At 44.7% G+C, this 20494-nt stretch carries 16 protein-coding genes and 1 riboswitch; of the genes, 7 read left to right on the top strand and 9 right to left on the bottom strand.

The window, feature by feature from the left end:
• Positions 1-33: 33 nt before the first annotated feature.
• Complete coding sequence (locus tag PCAR9_RS03130; RefSeq protein ID WP_179982364.1) at positions 34-1794, top strand: acyl-CoA dehydrogenase family protein; 1761 nt, start codon at positions 34-36, stop codon at positions 1792-1794.
• Positions 1795-1927: 133 nt separating this feature from the next.
• Positions 1928-3132 (top strand): IS3 family transposase gene (locus tag PCAR9_RS03125; RefSeq protein WP_179982363.1). Its coding sequence is split into 2 segments (ribosomal slippage): positions 1928-2300 and positions 2300-3132, totalling 1206 coding nucleotides; the frame shifts between segments, so codons are not numbered across the junction.
• A gap of 52 nt (positions 3133-3184) precedes the next feature.
• Here PCAR9_RS03125 and PCAR9_RS03120 read toward each other — a convergent pair.
• Positions 3185-3730: a DUF3016 domain-containing protein gene (locus tag PCAR9_RS03120; RefSeq protein WP_179982362.1), complete on the bottom strand. Its 546-nt coding sequence runs from the start codon at positions 3728-3730 to the stop codon at positions 3185-3187.
• 118 nt (positions 3731-3848) lie between these two features.
• Positions 3849-4214 (bottom strand): hypothetical protein, encoded by a 366-nt coding sequence (locus PCAR9_RS03115; protein WP_179982361.1) that lies wholly within the window; start codon positions 4212-4214, stop codon positions 3849-3851.
• A 481-nt stretch (positions 4215-4695) separates the two neighbouring features.
• On the opposite strand from PCAR9_RS03115, the gene ccoG reads away from it, so the two are divergent.
• From ccoG to PCAR9_RS03090, 5 genes are all read left to right on the top strand, one after another.
• Positions 4696-6126, top strand: a complete 1431-nt coding sequence (gene ccoG / locus PCAR9_RS03110; protein ID WP_179982360.1) for a cytochrome c oxidase accessory protein CcoG — start codon at positions 4696-4698, stop codon at positions 6124-6126.
• A complete protein-coding gene (locus tag PCAR9_RS03105; protein WP_179982359.1) occupies positions 6123-7106 on the top strand; it encodes a serine/threonine protein kinase in 984 nt (327 codons plus the stop codon). Before ccoG ends, PCAR9_RS03105 begins: the two co-directional genes overlap by 4 nt.
• A gap of 118 nt (positions 7107-7224) precedes the next feature.
• Positions 7225-7488: riboswitch (cobalamin riboswitch) on the top strand.
• 90 nt (positions 7489-7578) lie between these two features.
• Complete coding sequence (locus PCAR9_RS03100; protein WP_232091105.1) at positions 7579-9501, top strand: TonB-dependent receptor plug domain-containing protein; 1923 nt, start codon at positions 7579-7581, stop codon at positions 9499-9501.
• Positions 9502-9965: 464 nt separating this feature from the next.
• A complete protein-coding gene (locus PCAR9_RS03095) occupies positions 9966-10598 on the top strand; it encodes a thiol:disulfide interchange protein DsbA/DsbL (RefSeq protein ID WP_179982357.1) in 633 nt (210 codons plus the stop codon).
• Between the two features lie 78 nt (positions 10599-10676).
• The gene (locus PCAR9_RS03090; RefSeq protein WP_179982356.1) at positions 10677-11267 is read left to right on the top strand and encodes an HD domain-containing protein; all 591 of its coding nucleotides are present in this window, start codon (positions 10677-10679) and stop codon (positions 11265-11267) included.
• 71 nt (positions 11268-11338) lie between these two features.
• Here the strand turns inward: PCAR9_RS03090 and PCAR9_RS03085 are convergent, their stop codons facing one another.
• From PCAR9_RS03085 to cobA, 7 genes are all read right to left on the bottom strand, one after another.
• Positions 11339-12559 carry an alginate export family protein gene (locus tag PCAR9_RS03085; protein WP_179982355.1) on the bottom strand — a complete coding sequence of 407 codons (1221 nt, stop codon included), beginning with the start codon at positions 12557-12559 and terminating at the stop codon, positions 11339-11341.
• A gap of 137 nt (positions 12560-12696) precedes the next feature.
• On the bottom strand, positions 12697-13572 hold the full coding sequence (locus PCAR9_RS03080; RefSeq protein ID WP_179982354.1) for an ABC transporter ATP-binding protein: 876 nt from the start codon (positions 13570-13572) through the stop codon (positions 12697-12699).
• A 16-nt stretch (positions 13573-13588) separates the two neighbouring features.
• Positions 13589-14584 carry an ABC transporter permease gene (locus tag PCAR9_RS03075; RefSeq protein WP_197964233.1) on the bottom strand — a complete coding sequence of 332 codons (996 nt, stop codon included), beginning with the start codon at positions 14582-14584 and terminating at the stop codon, positions 13589-13591.
• Positions 14585-14670: 86 nt separating this feature from the next.
• Positions 14671-16080, bottom strand: a complete 1410-nt coding sequence (locus PCAR9_RS03070; protein WP_179982353.1) for a CmpA/NrtA family ABC transporter substrate-binding protein — start codon at positions 16078-16080, stop codon at positions 14671-14673.
• Positions 16081-16660: 580 nt separating this feature from the next.
• Positions 16661-17977 carry a methyl-accepting chemotaxis protein gene (locus PCAR9_RS03065; protein ID WP_179982352.1) on the bottom strand — a complete coding sequence of 439 codons (1317 nt, stop codon included), beginning with the start codon at positions 17975-17977 and terminating at the stop codon, positions 16661-16663.
• Positions 17978-18542: 565 nt separating this feature from the next.
• Entirely contained in the window at positions 18543-19529 is a 987-nt protein-coding gene (locus PCAR9_RS03060; protein WP_179982351.1) for a glycosyl transferase family protein, read from the bottom strand.
• Positions 19513-20490 carry a uroporphyrinogen-III C-methyltransferase gene (cobA, locus tag PCAR9_RS03055; RefSeq protein ID WP_179982350.1) on the bottom strand — a complete coding sequence of 326 codons (978 nt, stop codon included), beginning with the start codon at positions 20488-20490 and terminating at the stop codon, positions 19513-19515. The genes PCAR9_RS03060 and cobA overlap by 17 nt, the downstream gene beginning before the upstream one ends.
• Positions 20491-20494: the final 4 nt, after the last annotated feature.

Here is a 20494-nt window from a genome sequence, read left to right as displayed (position 1 = left end):
AATTAAAACACTTGTTTGAAAAAGGAGTCATCCATGCCTCTGTACCACGCCCCTACAACTGATTTTCAGTTCTTATTAAAAGACTGGCTTGGACTTGATGCTCACTACGAAAAGCTCGGTATCAGCGACTTTGATAGCGAACTGGCCAATGAAATTATTGCGCAAGGCGCAAAGTTTGCTCTAGATGTCGTTGCCCCACTCAATCGTGAAGGTGATGAAGAAGGCTGTAAGCTTGAAGACGGTAAAATTACCACGCCTAAAGGCTTTGCAGATGCTTATCAAGAATACGTTGCGAACGGTTGGAATGCCATGTTAGGCACTGCCGAGTACGACGGGCAAGACTTGCCATACACCATGGCTGTGCCGGTTCACGAAATGTTAAACGCAGCGAATTTAAGCTGGCGCTTAACTACAATGCTTACAGAGAGCGCCACACTTGCGGTTACCAAACACGCCAGTAAAGAATTAAAGGATATTTATCTTGCTAAGCTAATCAGCGGTGAGTGGACAGGTACCATGAACCTGACCGAACCTCACGCGGGAACAGATTTGAGCTTGCTTAGCACCAAAGCTGAGCCACAAGGCGACGGCAGCTATAAAGTAACGGGTAATAAAATCTTCATCACTGCCGGTGATCACGACTGGAGTTCGAACGTTATTCACCTTGTTCTTGCTCGACTACCTGACGCACCAAAAGGTGTTAAGGGCATAAGTCTGTTCTTAGTACCTAAGTTCCTTCCAGATGCTAGCAATGAGCCTGGCGAGGCAAACAGCCTTTCTGTAGGAAGCATTGAACACAAAATGGGGATCAAGGCCAGCCCAACCTGTGTGATGAACTTCGACGGCGCAACAGGTTACCTTGTCGGTGAAGAAAACCAAGGCCTTGCATGCATGTTCACTATGATGAACGACGCCCGCTTCCAGGTAGGTCTTCAGGGCTTAGGTGCGGCAGAAGCATCGTACCAAGGCGCGCTAACCTACGCCCGTGAACGTGTGCAGTCTCGCGCACCTCAGGGTATCCAAAACCCAGACGGCAAAGCAGACCCAATCGTATTTCAACCTGACGTAGCGCGTATGTTACTTACGCAGAAATCATTGATTGAAGGATGCCGTGCACTTTCACTTTTCTACGCTAAATTTATGGATGTAGAAAAGCTTGGTGAGGGCCAAGAAAAAGAAGATGCCGACAAAATACTTCAGTTTTTAACCCCTATCTGTAAAGCTTTTATGACCGATATGGGCCTTGAAACCACCAGCTTGGGTGTTCAGGTTTTCGGTGGTCACGGTTTTATTCGTGAGTGGGGTATGGAGCAACTTATGCGCGATGTGCGCATTGCAATGCTGTACGAAGGAACAAACGGTATACAGGCACTAGACCTTATCGGTCGTAAGCTTACCCGCGATGGCGGACAAATGATGGAAGCTACTTATAAAGCGTTTAGTGCATTAGTTAGCGACATTCAAGACAGTGAAGCGAAAGGCCTAGCACAAGGTATTCTTGATGACTGGCGCGCATCTTCAGCAGACTGTTTAGGGATGGATGCGACAACCGCAGCTTCCGCCGCTTGCGACTATCTCGCTTACAGTGCTTACTCACTTATTGGTGTACTGTGGTACAGCATGGCAGACAAAGCCCAAATCTCGGGCAATGCGGTACTTGCTGCTTCTAAGATGAAGACTCGTGACTTCTATATGGAACGCATTTTAGTACGCCGTGACGCGCATAAAGCCGCTTACAAAGCTGGCCCAGAAAGCACACTCGCTATTTCGGGTAATGAGTTTGATTACCTGTAAGCAACATACGCTTTGTTAGCCCAATAAAGTTGGGCTAAGAACACAAAAAAGGTCACCACACGTGACCTTTTTTATTGCCTTTGACCCATCCTAAATAACGTTGACACTTTTCAAACTTAATTTGGAGAGTGTAATGAAATCAAATAGCAAAAGAACGCAACGCGATTATTCCCTCGCTTTTAAACTGGCCGTTGTAGACCAAGTTGAAAAAGGCGAATTCACATATAAACAAGCACAAGACCACTACGGAATTCAGGGGTGTTCAACGGTTTTAGTTTGGCTTCGTAAGCATGGTCGTCTAAATTGGACGGATGGTACACCTAAGCTTCTTAAACGAGGTAACTGCGTGGATAAGTCCAAAATAGAGCTCACTCCAGAACAGCGTATTAAAGCTCTGGAGAAAGAGCTTGCTGATACGAAAATGAAAGCTGATTTCTTTGAAGCCGTCGTGAATGTTCTTGAAACTGATTATGGAGTAAGCGTTGTAAAAAAGCGCAAAAGAAAGTCATCCAGGAAAAAGTGATAGACGGGGTTTCCGTAGCCAAAGCTTGTCGTTATCTGAAGATTTCTCGTCAGGCTTACTACCAACACTGCGCTCGCTCACTCAAGCGCGAAGCGCATGAGGCTAGGGTCATTCAATTCGTACGTCAGGAGCGAATGATTCAGCCTCGTATCGGTACTAGGAAACTACAGTATCTTCTTGCGCTCGTAAAAATAGATATTGGTAGGGATCATCTCTTTAATTTACTAAGAGAAAGGCGTCTACTGGTCCCGACAAAGCGTGCCTATCACAAAACAACGAATAGTCATCATCGGTTCCGCTGTCATCCCAACCTCATTAAAGCGGGGTTAAAAGCCGATAAACCCAATCAGCTATGGGTAGCGGATATCACGTACTTACCGACGCGAAGTGGAGAGAGTTATGTGAGTCTCATTACAGATGCTTACTCAAGGAAGATTGTGGGCTATCAGGTTGACGATAACATGCGAACGCAGTCAGTAAAGCAAGCATTTACTCAAGCGCTTAAACAAAAAAGTACGAACGAAAAGCTCGTACATCATTCTGACAGAGGTATACAGTATTGCTCAGAAGAGTATCAAAAACTCCATAGAAAACATGATGTACAGTGCTCAATGACAGATGGCTACGACTGCTATCAAAACGCCCTTGCAGAACGGATAAACGGTATCCTTAAAAATGAATACTTACTCCATAAGCCAAGAGATTTAGAAGAAGCGAGAAAAATGGTTGCAGAGTCAGTAGCAATCTATAATGGTAGGCGGCCACATCTGGCCCTTAAATACAAAACGCCCGATGAAATACATCGGGCGTTTTAACCGAAATAAGTGTCAACCTATTTCAGGACTAGTCACTTTTTAATGGAATGTTTTAATCGTTTGCCGCAACTTGCGTGGAGAACGTATCAGCAAACCAGTCGTTAAGCATGGCCTTCTCGTACGACAATGACTCAGTGCGGTTGTGACGAATATTCGATTCCATAAAGTCCATGTCTTTAAGCTTCACATCTTCACCGCTTAAAATGACCTGACCATCAGAATTAGATAGCGAGTAACTAAACGTCATTCTTGGAATATCAATGCGTTTGATTATTCGCACATCGCTGCCAGCCCCGCTGCCAAAACCTACAAACTGGCTAGGCCAAACTTGACCGGCCAAATCAACGTTTGTCACTGTCATCGATAGAACCTGTGATTCGGGTAAGTCGCTTGCTAATTCCGTAATGTGCTCTTCCAAGTCTTTTAAGGTTCGCTCACGAAAGCGTTTACGAGATTCATTGGCTGGCCTGACGTCACTGTAAGACTCTGGCTCTTCCCATGTTATCTCTACCTCAGCGGCTTGAGTTGGCGCAAAAACAACAAGAGCCCCTACGGCTGCGGCGCAACTTAAACAAGAAAAAGTTCGTAGTTTATTCACTTTCATGCTCCTAAATTCAGTCGTTTAACCTTAAGTTAGCAAGCGTTGGGAAAGTTATTAATCAAAAAAACATTAGAAAAGTTTTAGGTTCAACTTTTTCTTACGTAAAACGCTAATGTCACTTTGAAACTTGCATAACCGGAGACTGCTTAACAATTAGGCACAGTTTTGCGCGTTTAGTTCCCGTAAAGTTAGGGTTTATATCGTCGTTTTCACAATAAATGTGATGGAAGCGTTTTACGCTCGCAGCATCGGCAGTAATTTGTTTGACGTAACTTTGCTGATAAGGTTTTAAAGGGCTTAATTCAATATTTATTTTATCTTGCAAACTACGTAATTCTTTTCGCTCTGGAAGCGTAGCAATGGTCACCAGCCAGTCAGAAACAGAGTTTTGGATATCTTCAAATAGATACTGAACAAAAGGAGAGCGCAGCACTATTACCAAAACAATAATTTCCGCAGCGATAATAAAGAACCGTAACATAACTTCTCAGCTAACTTTGATAGGGGTTTACAACGAGTGGCGCCTACTTTGTGCACCTTTCACCAACAATGTACCTAATAAATGCTTTACTAATTTGTATTACAACAAGGTTCACTGTACATGATTTGGATACTTATTGGCCATATAATTGCGCTTCATGGTAGTGTGTTATCTAACTTGCTGTAAACACAATAGTTTATACTAAGGTATAACTTGTATACTTTTTCAACCAACAATTTTTCGGGCCTACCATTTACTCAATTTTCTGCCCGTTAGCTATGTCGCTGTATGCAGAAATTTACAAAATGTCTTAAAGCCAAAGAAAAATAACTACCTACCCATGTTACTTTCTGAACTTTCAGTATTGACTGAAAGTTTAAAAAGGTAGACCATACGCCGCATTATTGATCTATATTAAATATGACGTGTTGAACGCAGTTATACTGCACAGGCAGTTTGTTACGTCACATAAGGTTAAGCTATGAATGAACAAATACCGGTCAAAAACGTTACACCGGTAAAAGTACATAAGCCCAAAGGAGCCACAGAGGGTAAACGACACGATTCCCGTAGCCGTATTTATGTGCGCGCCGTAAAGGGCCCTTTGGAAACGTTTAGGCGTTTCTTTGGTCTTTTCTTTTTAGCTCTTTTTGCCATTATTCCGTGGATTCAGTACAACGGCCATCAGGCAGTATTACTTGATATTGGCGAACAACGTTTTACTATTTTCTCTCTTACTTTGTGGCCTCAAGACCTTACCTTACTGGCTTATATATTTATTGTTTCCGCTTTCGCTTTGTTTTTTGTCACTACCTTCGCTGGCAGAGTGTGGTGTGGCTTTATGTGCCCACAAACTACATGGGTATATATATACACTTGGTTTGAAGAAAAGTTCGAAGGCCCACGAAACAAGCGTATAGCCCTTGATGCGCGCAAAATGGATACTGACAAATTTTTGCGTAAAACGGCAAAGCATACTGCTTGGGTTTTGGTAGCACTATTAACTGCGCTAACCTTTGTTGGCTACTTCACCCCCATCGATGCCCTGTTTGTTGACTTCGTGACATTTGACACCAGCTTCTGGGCGGGTTTCTCGGTTATCTTTTTTGCAGTTTGTACTTACGGAAATGCAGGCTATATGCGTGAAATTATGTGCACGCACATTTGTCCTTATGCACGATTCCAATCTGCCATGTTCGACAAAGATACTTTCACCGTATCTTACGATGCAAAACGTGGCGAACAACGCGGCCCACGCCCTCGAAAGCTCAGTCACGAACAGGTACAGGAAAAAGGCTTAGGTGACTGCATCGACTGTAATTTGTGTGTTCAAGTCTGCCCAACTGGAATTGATATTCGCAACGGCCTTCAATACGAATGCATCAACTGCGGTGCCTGTGTTGATGCCTGTAACGGCGTTATGGATAAAATGGGCTATCCAAAAGGCTTGATAAGCTTTACCTCAGAAGAAGAGCTCGCGGGCGGCAAGACTCACGTTTTTCGTCCTAAGCTAATTGGCTACTTTGTCGTTCTTTTGGTTATGACGGGTTTGTTGTTTGCCAATATTTGGATGCGCAGTCCAACCGAAGTCGACATCATCCGCGATAGAAACTCATTGTACCGCGAGACCAATGAAGGGCTTATTGAAAACGTATATACCATTAAAGTGCTCAACAAAACCCAGCAAGAGCAAAAGTATACCATTGCTGTAAAAGGTCTTCCTGACTATGAATACATAGGCGAGCAAGAAGTGACAGTTAAAGGTGGTGCGGTTTACAGTACACCGATTTCAGTTGCAACGGACGCTTATAATCTGGAAGATACGGTTACCGATATTTTTATCAGTGTAACCACCACAATTGATGGGGAAACGGTTACTGTTGATGAACCAACTAAATTCCTTTATCGATGACAGATTTTTCTTTCTCTGGGCTTAGCCCAGACACCATATTAGATGCCCTGGAAAGCCAGGGCATTTTTCTTCAAAGCGGCCTACTAGCGCTTAACAGCTATGAAAACCGCGTTTATCAATTTTTGGCTGAAGATGGTCAGCGCTATGTGGCAAAATTCTATCGCCCAGGTCGATGGACAGACGCGCAAATTCTTGAAGAGCACGAGTTTGCCGCTGAACTTATGGATAACGAAATTCCATTGGCTGCACCTATCGTTTTAAACGGTAACACGCTGCATCATCACACAGAGGCAGAAACTGACTATCGATTTGCGCTATTTCCTTCAGTAGGCGGCAGACAATTCGAGAATGACAACCTTGACCAGCTCGAATGGATGGGGCGTTTCATTGGTCGTATCCACCGCGTTGCCTCAGCTAAAGGGTTTACTCATCGCCCTTCAATTAATATTGAAAGCTACCTGAATGAGCCCAAGCAGGTTCTATTGCAAAGTACGCTGCTACCTGAGCATTTAAAAACGGCGTTCTTCGCCATACTCGAGCCTGTAATAGAGGCAACTAAAAAAGTTTACAAGCCAACATCAAGCATTCGTCTTCACGGCGACTGCCACCCAGGCAATATACTATGGCGCGATGGCCCAACCTTCGTTGATTTAGACGATTGCCGCATGGGGCCTGCGATCCAAGACTTATGGATGATGTTAAGCGGCGACCGTCAGCAACAACTGTTACAGCTTGATACCTTAGTTGAAGCTTACGAGGAATTTCACTCGTTTGATTCAGCACAACTTCCCCTTATCGAACCTCTTCGGGCAATGCGCATGGTGCATTACATGGCTTGGCTTTCTCGTCGCTGGGAAGACCCCGCGTTCCCTCGTGCGTTCCCTTGGTTTGCTGAAGACAAATATTGGGAAGGCCAAATACTTGCCCTTAAAGAGCAGCTATCCGCACTACAGGAGCCTCCGCTAAAATTGGGGTACTGAGCCTTCTGCCTTACTGCTGAAAAACGCTTTTTCGATGACCCTAGTTCAATAACCGTATGCGGGTTACGAAAAAGCGTAAGGTATAAGAAACCGTATTCGCTATCACTTTTTAAGTTCTATATAATCGCGCTGTGTAGGTGCTTTTGTCGCGCTTTAAAACAACCTAAGTGACAAGAGTTAAACGGGAAATCAGTGAAAATCTGATGCTGCCCCCGCAACGGTAAACTCAACGCATTGTCGTTTTCTTTTCATTCGCCACTGTCTTTTATACGTTAACGCGCTACAGCGCATTTAGACGCCACTAGATGGGAAGGCAAAAGAGCCATTACTTTATCGGTATTGGTGAGTAAGCCCGGATACCGGCCTGTACTTCATGGTGTCGTATGCTTGCTCACATCCATAATTAAGCAAGAACGTGCACTTTCCCTAATCATGTGCTCGGGTGGAGCGCATCAAAGACAACATAAAAACCATGCGTACACATTTTACTAAAGCAGCCCTTAGCGCTGCAGTTATTTCGTGCTTAAGCACACCTGCCTTTGCTCAAACTTCAGATCAAGATATCGAAACCTTAACGGTTACAGGCACGCGTTTGCCTATTTCATTGACCAAGCTTCCTGGTTCAGTATCGGTACTCACTGAAAGTGATATTAAAGCTTCGGGCGCACTTCAACTTACCGATCTCATTCGCGGCCTACCCGGCGTTAGCTTGTCTCAGTCAGGTAGCCCTGGTGGTTTAACCGAACTGCGCGTGCGCGGCGGTGAAACTAACCATCTACTCGTTTTAATTGATGGTGTTGTTGCCAATGATATAGGCCAAGGGAGCCTTGTTGACCTTGCTCACCTAACTAGCGCCAACGTAGTGCGCATTGAGCTACTTCGCGGCCCGCAAAGTGCGAGGTGGGGTAGCGGCGCAATTGGTGGTGTACTAAGCATTACCACTAAATCTGGCCAGTTTTCCGACAATGTTTCTCACGTAGATTTTTCTGCTGGCGTAGGCACTCAAGGCACCCTTCAGGGTAGCATGAATGCGCGCTCACAAAGCGATAACGTGGGTGTGTCTGCCTACGCGAGCTATATTCGAACTGACGGCGATAACGTATCTCGCGTTGGTAACGAAGATGATGGATATGACAATATGACTGCCGGCATAAACCTTAATTATGCCGCCACTACCGAGCACACCTTCATCGCGAATTTACGTACTGTTCAATATGAAAATGATTATGACGGTACTGACTTTGTAATAACCGGTCTTCCCGCCGATACAGATAACGTAACAGATGGCACACAAGTTAGTGCGAAATTAAGATGGGAATTTGCCCCTGAAAACACAGGCTACCGCTCGGCATTAAGTGCACACTATCGCAAAGATGAAAACGATAATACTGAATCGGGTACGGATACAGGCGGCACCACTGGCGAGCGTATTGAGTTAAACTGGACCAGTTTTTACACCCTCGACAATTGGGATTTTGCAGGTGGTATTGAATATCTGCAGCGTCTTTTTGACCAGCGCGGCCCTATTGGATTTGGCGATCCTAATCAAAAACAACATGACAACACCTACAGCGTATTTGCAGAAGCAAACAGCGAGTTAACTGAATCGTTAACGGCAACATTAAGCGCAAGGTTCGACAATAATAGTGAGTTCGACAATGCCGTAAGTTATCGCGGCGGTTTGAGATGGCAACTTAACGACCACTACGCTGTTTTCACAAGCTATGGTAGAGCCGTAAAAACACCAACATTTACTGAACGCTTTGGTTATTTCCCAGCAAGTTTCATCGGAAACCCTAACCTAGAGCCTGAAACCAGTGAAGAGTGGGAAGTAGGTGTTAAAGCCAACTGGCAATCGCTTTCTGGTCAAATCAGTACCTATACCACCGATCTTGAAGACGAAATTAACGGCTTTGTATTTGTACCTGACTTGGGTGCGTCCAGTGCTGATAATATCGACGGAGAAAGTTCACGAGAAGGGATTGATGTAGAGCTAAATTGGGACAGTGGCTATGGGGACCTTACCGCCGCCTACAGCTATTTAGACGCTAAACAAACTGACAGTGGTATCACAAGCACCGAGTTACGTCGCGCTCGCCATCAAGGCTCGATAACTTATACCACTGACTTTGGTACAGAAAAGTTCAGCTTTTACACCAAGCTGGCCTACACCGGAAGCCGTTACGATACGTTCTTCCCACCATTCCCTGAGCCATCTCAAACATTAGCGCTTTCAGTTTATACCCTTGCAACCGTTAACGTAGGTTATCAAATTGATAGTCAGTGGCAGGTATCGTTGAAAGTCGACAATGCATTCGATACCGACTATGAAGACATTGTAGGCTACGCAGGGCAAGAGCGCCGTGCGCTACTTTCTGTTAACTACACCATGTAGCTAACATAAGTAAGACTTACCTCTTTACATAAAGGTTGGTCTATATTCAACAAATTGAAGGGTTACATTTATTTGTAACCCTTATCTTATGCTTTCATAAACTTGGTTTATTTACAGCGGTACTTTTCAGTATTATTTCTGGTATGGTCCAAAGCACTGACCTACCCCCTGCTACGCTCTCACTTACATTCACACTTCGTAAAATTCATATTCTGTTCATGGTTGAGCATTTATCCTGTATCAGTCGTTCGCCTTATGGAAGACAGAGTTATCATGCTATTTTTTGCTTTCTATGTAAGAACAATGTTTTTTCGCGATAAAACGTAAACCTTGTCGTTGAACCCCGTTTTTTAGTGAGCTTATCGCGTACTAAGACTTTGAAGTAAAACAGGTCCTAGTTAAGCGAATAAGGCTGTGATAATCTCAACCTCGAAAGATTGTTTTTTAATACAGGATCATAATCCATGAAAAAGTTTGCAGTAATGTTTGTCATGGCAATGCTTTTGCCATTAACAGCTTGCGCTCAAGAGCCAGCGTCTAAATGGAAAGAAGGCACGCACTATAAAGTGCTTGATAAAGAAGCCACAGATAAACCAGTAATTACTGAGTACTTCTCATTTTGGTGCCCGCACTGCTTCCAATTTGAGCCAATCGTTGCACAAATTAAAGAAAAGAAAAGCGACGGCACTAAGTTCAATAAAGTACACGTAAACTTTATGCGCTTTACCGGCCCAGAAGTTCAAGACGATGCTACTAAAGCCATGCTTATTGCACGTGCAATGAAGCAAGAAGATGCAATGAACGGTGCTATCTTTAACTATATTCATAAGCAGCGCGCGTCTATTACAGGGCTGAAAGACCTTCGCAATATCTTCGTGGTTAACGGCGTTGACGGTGCAGAATTTGATAAAATGGCTAAGAGCTTCGGCGTTAATAGCATGGTGCGCAAAAACCAACAGCAAATTGATGAGTACCGTGAGCACCTAACAGGTGTTCCTAGCTTTATTATTAACGGTAAATATCAGCCAACGTTTACCGCTGATATGTCATACGATGACATCGCTGATCTGATTGTGTGGTTGTCAGAACAGAAGTAATTTAGTTTAACAACCAATTACATCTTTAATTACGAAATGGGCGCTCTTGCGCCCATTTTTACGCCTAGGAGCCCCCAAATGCATGCAGTAAGTGACTTTGCCGAATTCATTTGTGAACTTGATCAACTCAAAACGGTTAAGCGTCAGATTACGCTTCCAAGTGATAACTATCGCCAAGAAAACTCAGCAGAGCACAGCTGGCACGTCGCATTAATGGCAAACATGTTAAGTGAATATGCAGCCAAGCCAATTGATATCACACGAGTTATTCGCATGATCCTTATACACGATATCGTAGAAATTGACGCTGGCGATATGTTTGCGTTTAACCAGCAAGCCGACCATGACGCACAAGCTGAAAAGGAACTTGCGGCCGCTAAGCGCATTTTTGGCTTATTGCCAAGCCCACTTGATAGCGAACTGCTCAATTTATGGCTTGAGTTTGAAGCTGCAGAAACCGCTGATGCAGAGTTTGCTAAAGCCATGGACCGAGTACTTCCTGTATTTCAAAATATGAAAGACAATGGAGGAAGCTGGAAGCGTCACGGCATTGCAAGGGAGAAAATTGAGGCGCGAAATGCACATTTAAAATCGTGTGCGCCAGCATTGTGGAACTATGTTATGCAGCAGCTAGATATAGCCGTTGAAAAAGGCTGGCTAAGTCAGTAACGACTTAGCCAATCAAAGTTTGGTGAAGCTGTAACGCGATGCTAGCGTCTGCAAGTTGATTCGCGCGGCGATTAAAAACGTGTACCAACCCACATCCAAAAGCGGTTAGCATCTACTTTTATATCGCCCGCGTCGTAAGTACCGTACTTGATGCCGAAATTATACTTACCAGCAAACTTCTTGGTGTATTGAACATTGAATTCGCTACCTAAATCATCAACGCCATTGCTGCTGTCGTCAGCGCTGAAGTCATGATAAGCCAAAAGCCACTTACCACCGGCTAGGCCACCAGAAAGTGAAAATTTAAGGTCTTGTAAGCCTTGTGCTGGCGTACCCAAAAACTGATCGGTCCAACCGTTGAACTTGTGTAGGGTAGCAAGAGGTGTTGCAAATCCATACAGTCCATCATCTGAACCTAGTACTTCATAATCGACTTTAGCCGTTACACCAGAGAAGGTTGCGGCTAGATAAGCATTTAGGTAAGACGCATCGAAATCAGTGGCTGTTTCTCCTGCGCCAGCTTCGCTCGATTGCGTAGCAAACTCAGCGCCATAAGCCCAATTTACGCTGTCACCTTTCATCTTTCCATCATAGCTTACACCATACGTATCCAGAGCATTGTCTGTATCATTATCTACTTCTAATAAATACGCGTAGGCCACAAACTTACCGATTTTCGACTTATAAGTAGCGTGAAGGATATGATCTTTTGAATCTAAATCAGCAGCTTCGGCGAAAATGCGGTTACGCTTATATAAATAGCTGTAGAAAAGCTCTAGATTGTCAGTTGCCGCATACTTTGCGCTTACGGCATCAAAGGTCTGGCGGTCCTGTCTCCAACCAACGTGACCAACAAATCTGTGGTCGTCTAGCGTAATAACTTGGCGCCCAACTTTGGCTGTAAAGCCATCTGTTTTGTATTGAATAAAGGCTTGGTCAACTTCGGTCGTTTCTGGGTCAGCGATAACAGAGTATTCACCCACATTGAAGCCAGTAGGCCCTACGGTAAACTCATCTTGCCCCATTACAATGCGGCTGTCTTCAACCTCGGCGGTAAATGAGAAACCATTAACACTTCCTGAGCTAAAGCCTAAACGTGTACGTAAGGTCAACGCGCTTGCATCTTCTAGCGCGTTGTCTTGATCTACGGCCTCATAACGCAAATTAAGGTCAGCCCATGCCTTTGAGTCACTTAGTGCAGTGTGAATATCAGCAGCCATCGCACTGCCACCGAGTACTGCCATAACAGAGGCAGCTAACATATTAATGCTTAGTTTTTGAAACGTGTTCATGCGTGTTCCCTATCGGTTTTTCGGTTTTGTTTTTTATTAGTCAACACTTACCCGGCCAGCATAAAAATGCCGGTTGAAAAGTGAAAGTTATACGTTGTGGGCGGTACAACTACCGCCCTTATCAGATGCCGATAGTGCTAGGCAGCATCTGAGTTTTTAGTGTCTTTTTTTTCAGATGTCACCCCGCTGGGTTTTGATGTTCCGTTGTTAGTACGTGAAGTAACGGTTTCAACCTTTTTCTGCTTGTCGTAAAGGAAGGTTAATACCTCATGTCGGTAGTGGTTATATTGTTTGTTGTCGGCAAGTGCTAATCGGTCACGCGGGCGAGGCAACTCAATATCTAGAATTTCACCAATGGTGGCGGCGGGCCCATTGTTCATCATTACGATGCGATCAGATAGCAACACGGCCTCATCCACGTCATGAGTAATCATGATGACGGTGTTACCCAAGTCAGCATGTATTTCCATTAAAGAGTCTTGAAGGTGTGCGCGAGTTAATGCGTCAAGCGCACCGAACGGTTCGTCCATCAATAGCACTTTAGGTTCCATTGCCAATGCACGAGCGATACCTACTCGTTGTTTCATACCCCCTGAGATCTCACTTGGCAATTTGTCGAGTGCGTGAGTCATGTGTACAAGCTCTAAGTTGTGCATGATCCATTCGCGCATCTCGCCTTTACTCTTACCTCGCATGGTCGATTTAACGGCCAGCTCAACATTTTTATAAACAGTAAGCCAGGGTAATAGCGAATGGTTTTGAAATACTACGGCGCGCTCAGGTCCAGGCTGCTTCACTTCAGCGCCATCTAATATCACGCCTCCTGAAGTCGCTTGGTGTAAACCCGCAATAATATTTAGTACTGTCGACTTTCCGCAACCAGAGTGGCCAATCAATGAAACAAATTCACCTTTGCTAATTTTAAGATTTACATCTTGAAGCGCAGTAAATGGCCCTTTGGGTGTTGGGAAGTCGATACCTACCTGCTCTAACTCTAAGTGTCTAGTCTGCATAAATTTCTCCTCAAAATTAGCGTAATACGCTCGACTTATCCCAGCTTACTGCGCGCTGAATTGATAACATTAAACGGTCCAGTACGAAGCCGATTACACCGATAGTTAATACTGCCACCATGATTCGGGCTAAGGATTCTGAGCTACCGTTTTGAAACTCATCCCAGACAAACTTTCCTAACCCTGGGTTTTGGGCAAGCATCTCTGCTGCTATGAGTACCATCCAACCAATACCAAGCGATAATCGAAGCCCAGTGAAAATCATTGGAATTGAAGATGGCAGTACTATTTTCGTAAGGTGAGCAAAAGGCGTAAGACGCAGCACTTTGCTCACGTTGATAAGATCTTTTTCAATGTTTGACACCCCTACCGCAGTGTTAATAAGGGTTGGCCATAGGCAGCAAAGCGAGACCGTGAAGGCAGAAGTAACAAACGACTTTGAAAACGCTGGGTCTTCGCTAACATAAAGCGCACTTACTACCATAGTAACTAGTGGTAACCATGCTAGTGGCGAAACGGGTTTGAATAATTGAATAAGCGGGTTTATAGCCGTGTAGGCTGATTTACTTAAACCACACAAAATTCCTAATGGGACTGCGACTACTGATGCAATAAAGAATCCAACCATAACCGTGTAAAGACTGGTCCAAATTTGATCGAAGAAAGTAGGTGCACCGGTAAAGTCTCGTACCTTTGGCTCATAAGTAGGGTCTTGCGCCACACGAGCTGCATTTCGTTCTTCTTGGCGTTGATAAAACGCGTCTGCCTTTTCACGCTGGGCGACATGCTCGTCTATTAAAGCACCCGCTTGTTCAAAAACTTGTACAGGGCCTGGAAATTGGCCTAACGATGTATCGATACTTTTTGCAACGCCATTCCAAATAGCCAGAAACATCAGCAAGCCGATTACAGGCAGCAACAACGCAGGTGTGGATTGATATAAACGACTCAATAAAGAGTTCGCGTTTGACGGCGATGATGGAAGGCGAAGAATGGTTGTCATCTTGCTCATTGCTTGCTCCTGATATTTAATGTGCGCTATTGCGCTTTGAATGCCCCGTCTCACCTGAGGGTCGACGGGGCAACTTTACGAGACACTTACAGAACAGTGTCGCCTTTAAGACCAATATCAAATTGCTCTAAGTAAGCGTTAGGCTTGCTTCCATCAAACGTTACGCCATCAATAAACTCGCTCTGAGGCGGCTTATAACCTGTTTCCGTTCCAAACTCAGGGAAATCAGATGCCTTTGCTTTACCCTCAGCGATAAGTGCTTTAGCAGCTTGGGCATAAACTTCTGGCTTGTAGACTTTTTTGGCCGTTTCTTTGTACCAATCGTCAGACTTAGCTTCTGAAATTTGCCCCCAGCGGCGCATTTGTGTGAGATACCAAATTGCATCACTGTAGTACGGGTAAGTAGCGTTGTAGCGGAAGAACACATTGAAGTCTGGCACGTCACGCTTGTCGCCTTTTTCGTATTCGAAGGTGCCCGTCATGCTGTTAGCCAGCACGTCTTCGTCTGCGCCAACGTAGTTGCTTTTAGCAAGAATCTTTACTGCTTCAGGACGGTTAGCATTGTCGTTTTCATCCAACCACATTGCTGCACGAATTAATGCTTTCACCACGCGTATGTGAGTATTTGGATACTTGTCAGCCCAACCTTGGCTTACGCCAAACACTTTTTCAGGGTTGTTTTTCCAGATCTCATAATCGGTAATTACAGGTACACCGATACCTTTAAATACCGCTTGCTGGTTCCATGGCTCACCTACGCAGTAGCCATAAATAGTGCCCGCTTCCATTGTCGCTGGCATTTGTGGTGGCGGCGTTACAGACAATAGCGCTTGGGCATCTATTTGGCCTGCGGTATCACCTTTGTGAGGGGCGTAATAACCTGGGTGAATGCCACCTGCTGCTAGCCAATAACGCAGCTCGTAGTTGTGGGTAGATACAGGAAATACCATGCCCATGTTGAAAGGTTTACCGGCGTTGCGGTACTCATCAACAACCGGTTTGAGATAATCAGCTTTGATTGGGTGTACAGGCTTGCCATTTTCCTGTGAAATATGCGCCTTCATTTTCTCCCAAATCTCATTTGATACAGTAATACCATTGCCGTTTAGGTCCATGCTAAACGCAGTAACTACATGAGCTTCCGTACCAAAACCAATAGTCGCGCCAAGCGGTTGACCTGCAAGCATGTGAGCGCCATCTAGCTGACCATCAATAACCCGATCTAGCAGCACTTTCCAGTTAGCTTGTGCTTCTAATGTGACATAAAGCCCTTCATCTTCGAAAAAGCCTTTTTCATACGCCACAGCAAGCGGCGCCATGTCTGTCAGTTTAATAAAACCAAATTTCAGCTCTTCTTTCTCTGGCCATCCTACTGCGGGCGCTTGTGCTGAAACAGATGTTGAAAATGTTGCTACAGAGACGACAAGTGCAGCACAAACGCTTGCGCCCACCGTTCTAAAGCGTTTTAGTAATGATGTTGTCTTTAACCCAGTCATACGTGTTCCTCGTAGCCAAAAAAAAACCCACCAGCTATAGACATTTACATGTCTAGCACGGTGGGCTTCGTTGCCGTGTTAGTAACATCGGAGTAATTACTAACGCATCAAGTTGTAATTGGTAAGTCAGGAATTCCCGCTCACACACCTCATCTTAAAGGGAGGTTATATAAAAGCTTTAGCTTAATAAAACCATCTTTTTTATTGTTATTATCATTTGCCATAAATGTAGGAGAAGTTGGAGCTTCCTTACTACTCTCCACTGATTCCTAATAATTTTTCTTATTCACACTATGGAAAATGTTGCGCATGACACGACGCCTAATGAGTCGTGTCGCACTCGCTGCCTTACACGGCACCGTTATTTTGCACGTAAAGGTTTGCAGTCAACGTGCCAAAAATTCAAGATACTGATTATTATGGAAATTATTTAAAACAGGGGCGTATAGTTACAACACAATGAAAGATTTGGTGCACCAAAACGGGGGAGGTGTTCAACCGTGGTGCGAGCTAGTAAGCACCACTATTGAATAAATTTAAACGAGGAAATGCGCCCAACACGATTGGTAGGCGCAATGCCCTATAGACGTTTTGTGAACTGTCCGATAGCGCTCACTACCTCATTCGCTCCACTTTGAATTTCACCCATCGCGTTACCCGATTGTGTTGAATATTCTAATGCGTCGCGGGCTTTTTCCTGCCCAGCCTCAATAAGCTGAACGGCATTTTCAGTAAGTTTTCTGTTCTCTACCACAACGTTGACTATCTCTTCCGTAGCGCTACTTGTCCGTGAAGCCAATTGTCTTACTTCATCGGCCACTACAGCAAACCCTCTACCCTGATCTCCTGCGCGAGCGGCTTCAATAGCGGCGTTCAGCGCAAGTAGATTGGTTTGGTCGGCAATTCCACTAATACTTTTAACCAAATCAGCAACTTTTTGAGATTGCTCATCGAGGTCTTTGATGCCTTCGCTCGCATTCCCCATCTGTGTGGTAAGCTCGTTCATTGCTTTAACTGTAGCATTAAGTACTTCATTACCTTTGCGGGCCTGCTCCCCCGTTTCTTGCGATATGTTAAACGCGACGTTAGCCGCTTCAGAAATAGCAAATTCACGCTGCATTTGCTCAGTAATGACAGTGGCGAACTTAACGACTTTATAAAGGTTTCCGTCTTCATTTCTGATAGGGTTATACGACGCCTCTAACCAAACTTCGTTGCCTCTACTGTCTATTCGCTTAAACCTACCTGACTCTAATTTCCCTTCAGATAAGTCCCGCCAGAAGTGTTTATATTCTTCTGAGTTAGCCTCTTGTTCGGTGCAGAAAATTCTGTGATGCTTACCTTCTATTTGCTCTAGGGTATAACCCATACCTTTAAGAAAGTTGTCATTCGCTGTTATTATTGTTCCATCTAGATTGAACTCGATGACAGCAGAAGAGCGGTGAAGCGCAGTAATCATATCGCGCAATTCGTTGCTAAGAGTGATATTTCGCGTTTGTTCGGCCATGTAGAAGGCGATATATCTCACATTACCGTTTGCATCATCAACTGGCTGTACAATACCTCGCACCCACATTTCTTGGCCTTTCGCATCCATAAAGCTAACAGCTCCGTGCCAATGGCGATGCGTTTTAATGGCGCCGAGCATATCCTGACCAGCAGGCTTTCTGAGTGCATTTGGGCTCATCATACTCTCAAGAGACTTTCCCTCTAATTCACCTATTGAGTAGCCAGTTGCTTGAGAACACAAGTCATTAATAGCATTAACCCTACCGTCAGGGTTCAACTCTATATAAAGCATTTCTTCGCGCAGCTCCTCCTGAACTGTCTGATATGCTTCAATTTCCTTTTGCAAACGTGAGTTTTCAGCTATCAACTCTTTATTTTTGAAAAACATCCTCTGCTCCTGATGAACTAAGCGCGCTTATTCTTCAGCCTGTAAGCCTTCGGTGAGGCAGCACACTACAGATAAGACGTGCAACGTCACTCTCAATTACGGTTAGTGTCTGAAACGATAAGCTAATTTTTTCGGTTTTGATTAAAGATAGCAGAGGAATTGAAGTTTATACCAATCCGCATAGATAATTGCCCACTCAGAAGGCGCTGGCAAGTTTCCTAGCGAAGCGTGGGAATGCAGAAATGTTTCCCTTTCAAATTCCCAGAATGAAGCTAGGAAGCTTGCCAGACCTTCCCGAAGGGTGAGTTTAAAACGTCCGTACTCTTTGTTGTGTCACCTTGATGTAGAGCCACTATACCTTCGGTAACACGCCGCGATTACGAACATTTTAAATCTCGCTGAGTGGGTAATTATCTATACGGACTGGTATTACATGAAAACAACGAAAATAAGGTCAAAATGGTAATATTAGTTAAAGCTTTCTCAGCGCTTACTAGAAACGCTGCGAGCAAGAAATATTAAGCTGCAATTTGATAAAAACAAGGGCTGTGCCGCGCATGAAAAGCTAGAATGGCATTGCCGTTTTTTGTCTTTTTGACCAAAGCTCCCTAGCTTGAGATAAGGCATCCGCCACACCACAATTATGAAGAAGTACTAAGTAGCTGCTAAGCGTACTTAAAATGGCCTGTTCACCGTAAAGGCTACTCGCTTTACCTGTCCACACATCAAGCATGTCGTCTACGTTCATATCTTTATCTTTAAGCGCCCACTTGTCAGCAACCACCGGCATTATTACTTCGTCAGTTTTACCATTACGGGTAATGAAGAGTTCGGTTTCTCGCTCTCCGTTAACCTCGGGGTCGCCACCATCGCCGCGAAAACAAAGGGCGTTTATCGACGGGTAATTTTCATTAACGCGACAATGCTTATGATCAAGGTGCATATGGTAAACCCCCTGCACACAAAACTCTGCGCTGGTGGGGTTCAATAGCCTGGCTAGAGTGTTAGCGCAAGAGCGCAGTCCAAACACGTCGCGCAGCTTAATAATGGTATCAAGCGCGGGCAGTAAATATGATAGGTCGAGATAGGTTACGCCTTTATCAGCAAGCTGCTGGTGTGCCTCAGCAATACTAGTAACCTCAACAAGGCCTAACTTGGGTAGCGCTATGCTTGCATAAAGGCGCCCTGAACCCGGCTCATGGGCACCGTGAAGCATAATGGAATAGCCGTTTTTGGCCAGTACGGCTACCGCCAGTAAGTACCAAGGAAGCTGGCGACGTTTTCCTGCATAACACCCAATATCTAACGTTGGGGTAAGTGTCTTGACTTCTGGCTCAATCAGTTCTCGGCACGCATCGACAAAACCAATCACTTCTTCTGGCGTTTCTTCACGGGTGCGAAGTAGCATAAGAAATGCGCCCCGTTGATCGCCGGTCACTTCATTGGCCAATACCATTTTCATGGCATGATAAGCTTCATCACGGGTAAGGCTACGCCCCCCTTTTTGACCCTTACCAATAATTTTTATGTATTCGCTAAATGGTTGCTGCATGCTCGGATGAATGTAGTAGAAGTGTATTTACCTGTTGTCGAGACTCTACCACCTTTCCAAATATAAGTAACGTGGGCCCAGTTAAATTTGCCGCCTTTACTTTGCCATAAATATTAGCAAGCTCGCCAGTAATTACGCGCTGTTGAGGTGATGTAGCATTTTCAATTGCCGCTACCGGCCACGAACATGGCACCTTGTGCTGCATCAAACCTTTGCAAAGCCCCTCAAGGCGGCTTAGCCCCATATAAACCACCATGGTTTGCTTTAATACATTCTGCGCCATTGGCGCCATTTCAGGCCATTGTTCTGCATCTTTAAAATGTGCAGTCATAAAACTCACCGACTGGGCACAGCGCCTGTCGGTTAGAGGGATACCCGTATAGGCAGACACACCCGAGGCGGCTGTAATACCAGGGATAATAGCAAAAGGAATGTTAGCTTTTGTTAGCGCATCGGTTTCTTCACAGGTTCTCGCAAACAAGGCTGGGTCACCACCTTTCAGTCGCACCACGGTATGACCCAAACTGGCAAGTTCAACCACCCGCTTGCAAATAGCGTCTTGGGTAAAACTATGCTTCTTACAGCGCTTTCCTACATACTCTTTCGCTACACTAGATGGAATGAGCGAAAGAATATCTTCGCTTACAAGTGCATCAAACAATACCACATCGGCTTGCTGTAAAAGGCGAAGCGCTTTTAAGGTAAGTAGCTCTGCATCGCCAGGACCTGCGCCTACTATAAATACTTGGCCCTGCTTCTGACGCTCATCGCCAAGGTTTGTTGTATTCAGCCACTTGTTCAGGTACGTATACTTAGCTAAAGATTTGAGATTGTCATTACGCTTACGAGTGGTCGAAGTCTTATTCGAAGTTGCATCGCGATAAAAAAGATTAAACAGAGGTTTCTGCTGTTTGAATAAGGTGCGCAAAAACGGTAAAGACCAACTAGATGCAATTGACATAATT

Source organism: Alteromonas macleodii (assembly GCF_903772925.1).
GTDB classification, from domain to species: domain Bacteria; phylum Pseudomonadota; class Gammaproteobacteria; order Enterobacterales; family Alteromonadaceae; genus Alteromonas; species Alteromonas macleodii_A.
The sequence above is the reverse complement of the archived record's forward strand: the minus strand, read 5'-3'. Positions and strand labels throughout refer to the sequence as shown.

Coding starts and splice junctions, on each gene's coding strand:
- PCAR9_RS03130 (WP_179982364.1), top strand. CDS start 34: ATGCCTCTGTACCACGCCCCTACAACTGATTTTCAGTTCTTATTAAAA.
- PCAR9_RS03115 (WP_179982361.1), bottom strand. CDS start 4,214: ATGTTACGGTTCTTTATTATCGCTGCGGAAATTATTGTTTTGGTAATA.
- ccoG (WP_179982360.1), top strand. CDS start 4,696: ATGAATGAACAAATACCGGTCAAAAACGTTACACCGGTAAAAGTACAT.
- PCAR9_RS03105 (WP_179982359.1), top strand. CDS start 6,123: ATGACAGATTTTTCTTTCTCTGGGCTTAGCCCAGACACCATATTAGAT.
- PCAR9_RS03100 (WP_232091105.1), top strand. CDS start 7,579: ATGCGTACACATTTTACTAAAGCAGCCCTTAGCGCTGCAGTTATTTCG.
- PCAR9_RS03095 (WP_179982357.1), top strand. CDS start 9,966: ATGAAAAAGTTTGCAGTAATGTTTGTCATGGCAATGCTTTTGCCATTA.
- PCAR9_RS03090 (WP_179982356.1), top strand. CDS start 10,677: ATGCATGCAGTAAGTGACTTTGCCGAATTCATTTGTGAACTTGATCAA.
- PCAR9_RS03085 (WP_179982355.1), bottom strand. CDS start 12,559: ATGAACACGTTTCAAAAACTAAGCATTAATATGTTAGCTGCCTCTGTT.
- PCAR9_RS03080 (WP_179982354.1), bottom strand. CDS start 13,572: ATGCAGACTAGACACTTAGAGTTAGAGCAGGTAGGTATCGACTTCCCA.
- PCAR9_RS03075 (WP_197964233.1), bottom strand. CDS start 14,584: ATGAGCAAGATGACAACCATTCTTCGCCTTCCATCATCGCCGTCAAAC.
- PCAR9_RS03070 (WP_179982353.1), bottom strand. CDS start 16,080: ATGACTGGGTTAAAGACAACATCATTACTAAAACGCTTTAGAACGGTG.
- PCAR9_RS03065 (WP_179982352.1), bottom strand. CDS start 17,977: ATGTTTTTCAAAAATAAAGAGTTGATAGCTGAAAACTCACGTTTGCAA.
- PCAR9_RS03060 (WP_179982351.1), bottom strand. CDS start 19,529: ATGCAGCAACCATTTAGCGAATACATAAAAATTATTGGTAAGGGTCAA.
- cobA (WP_179982350.1), bottom strand. CDS start 20,490: ATGTCAATTGCATCTAGTTGGTCTTTACCGTTTTTGCGCACCTTATTC.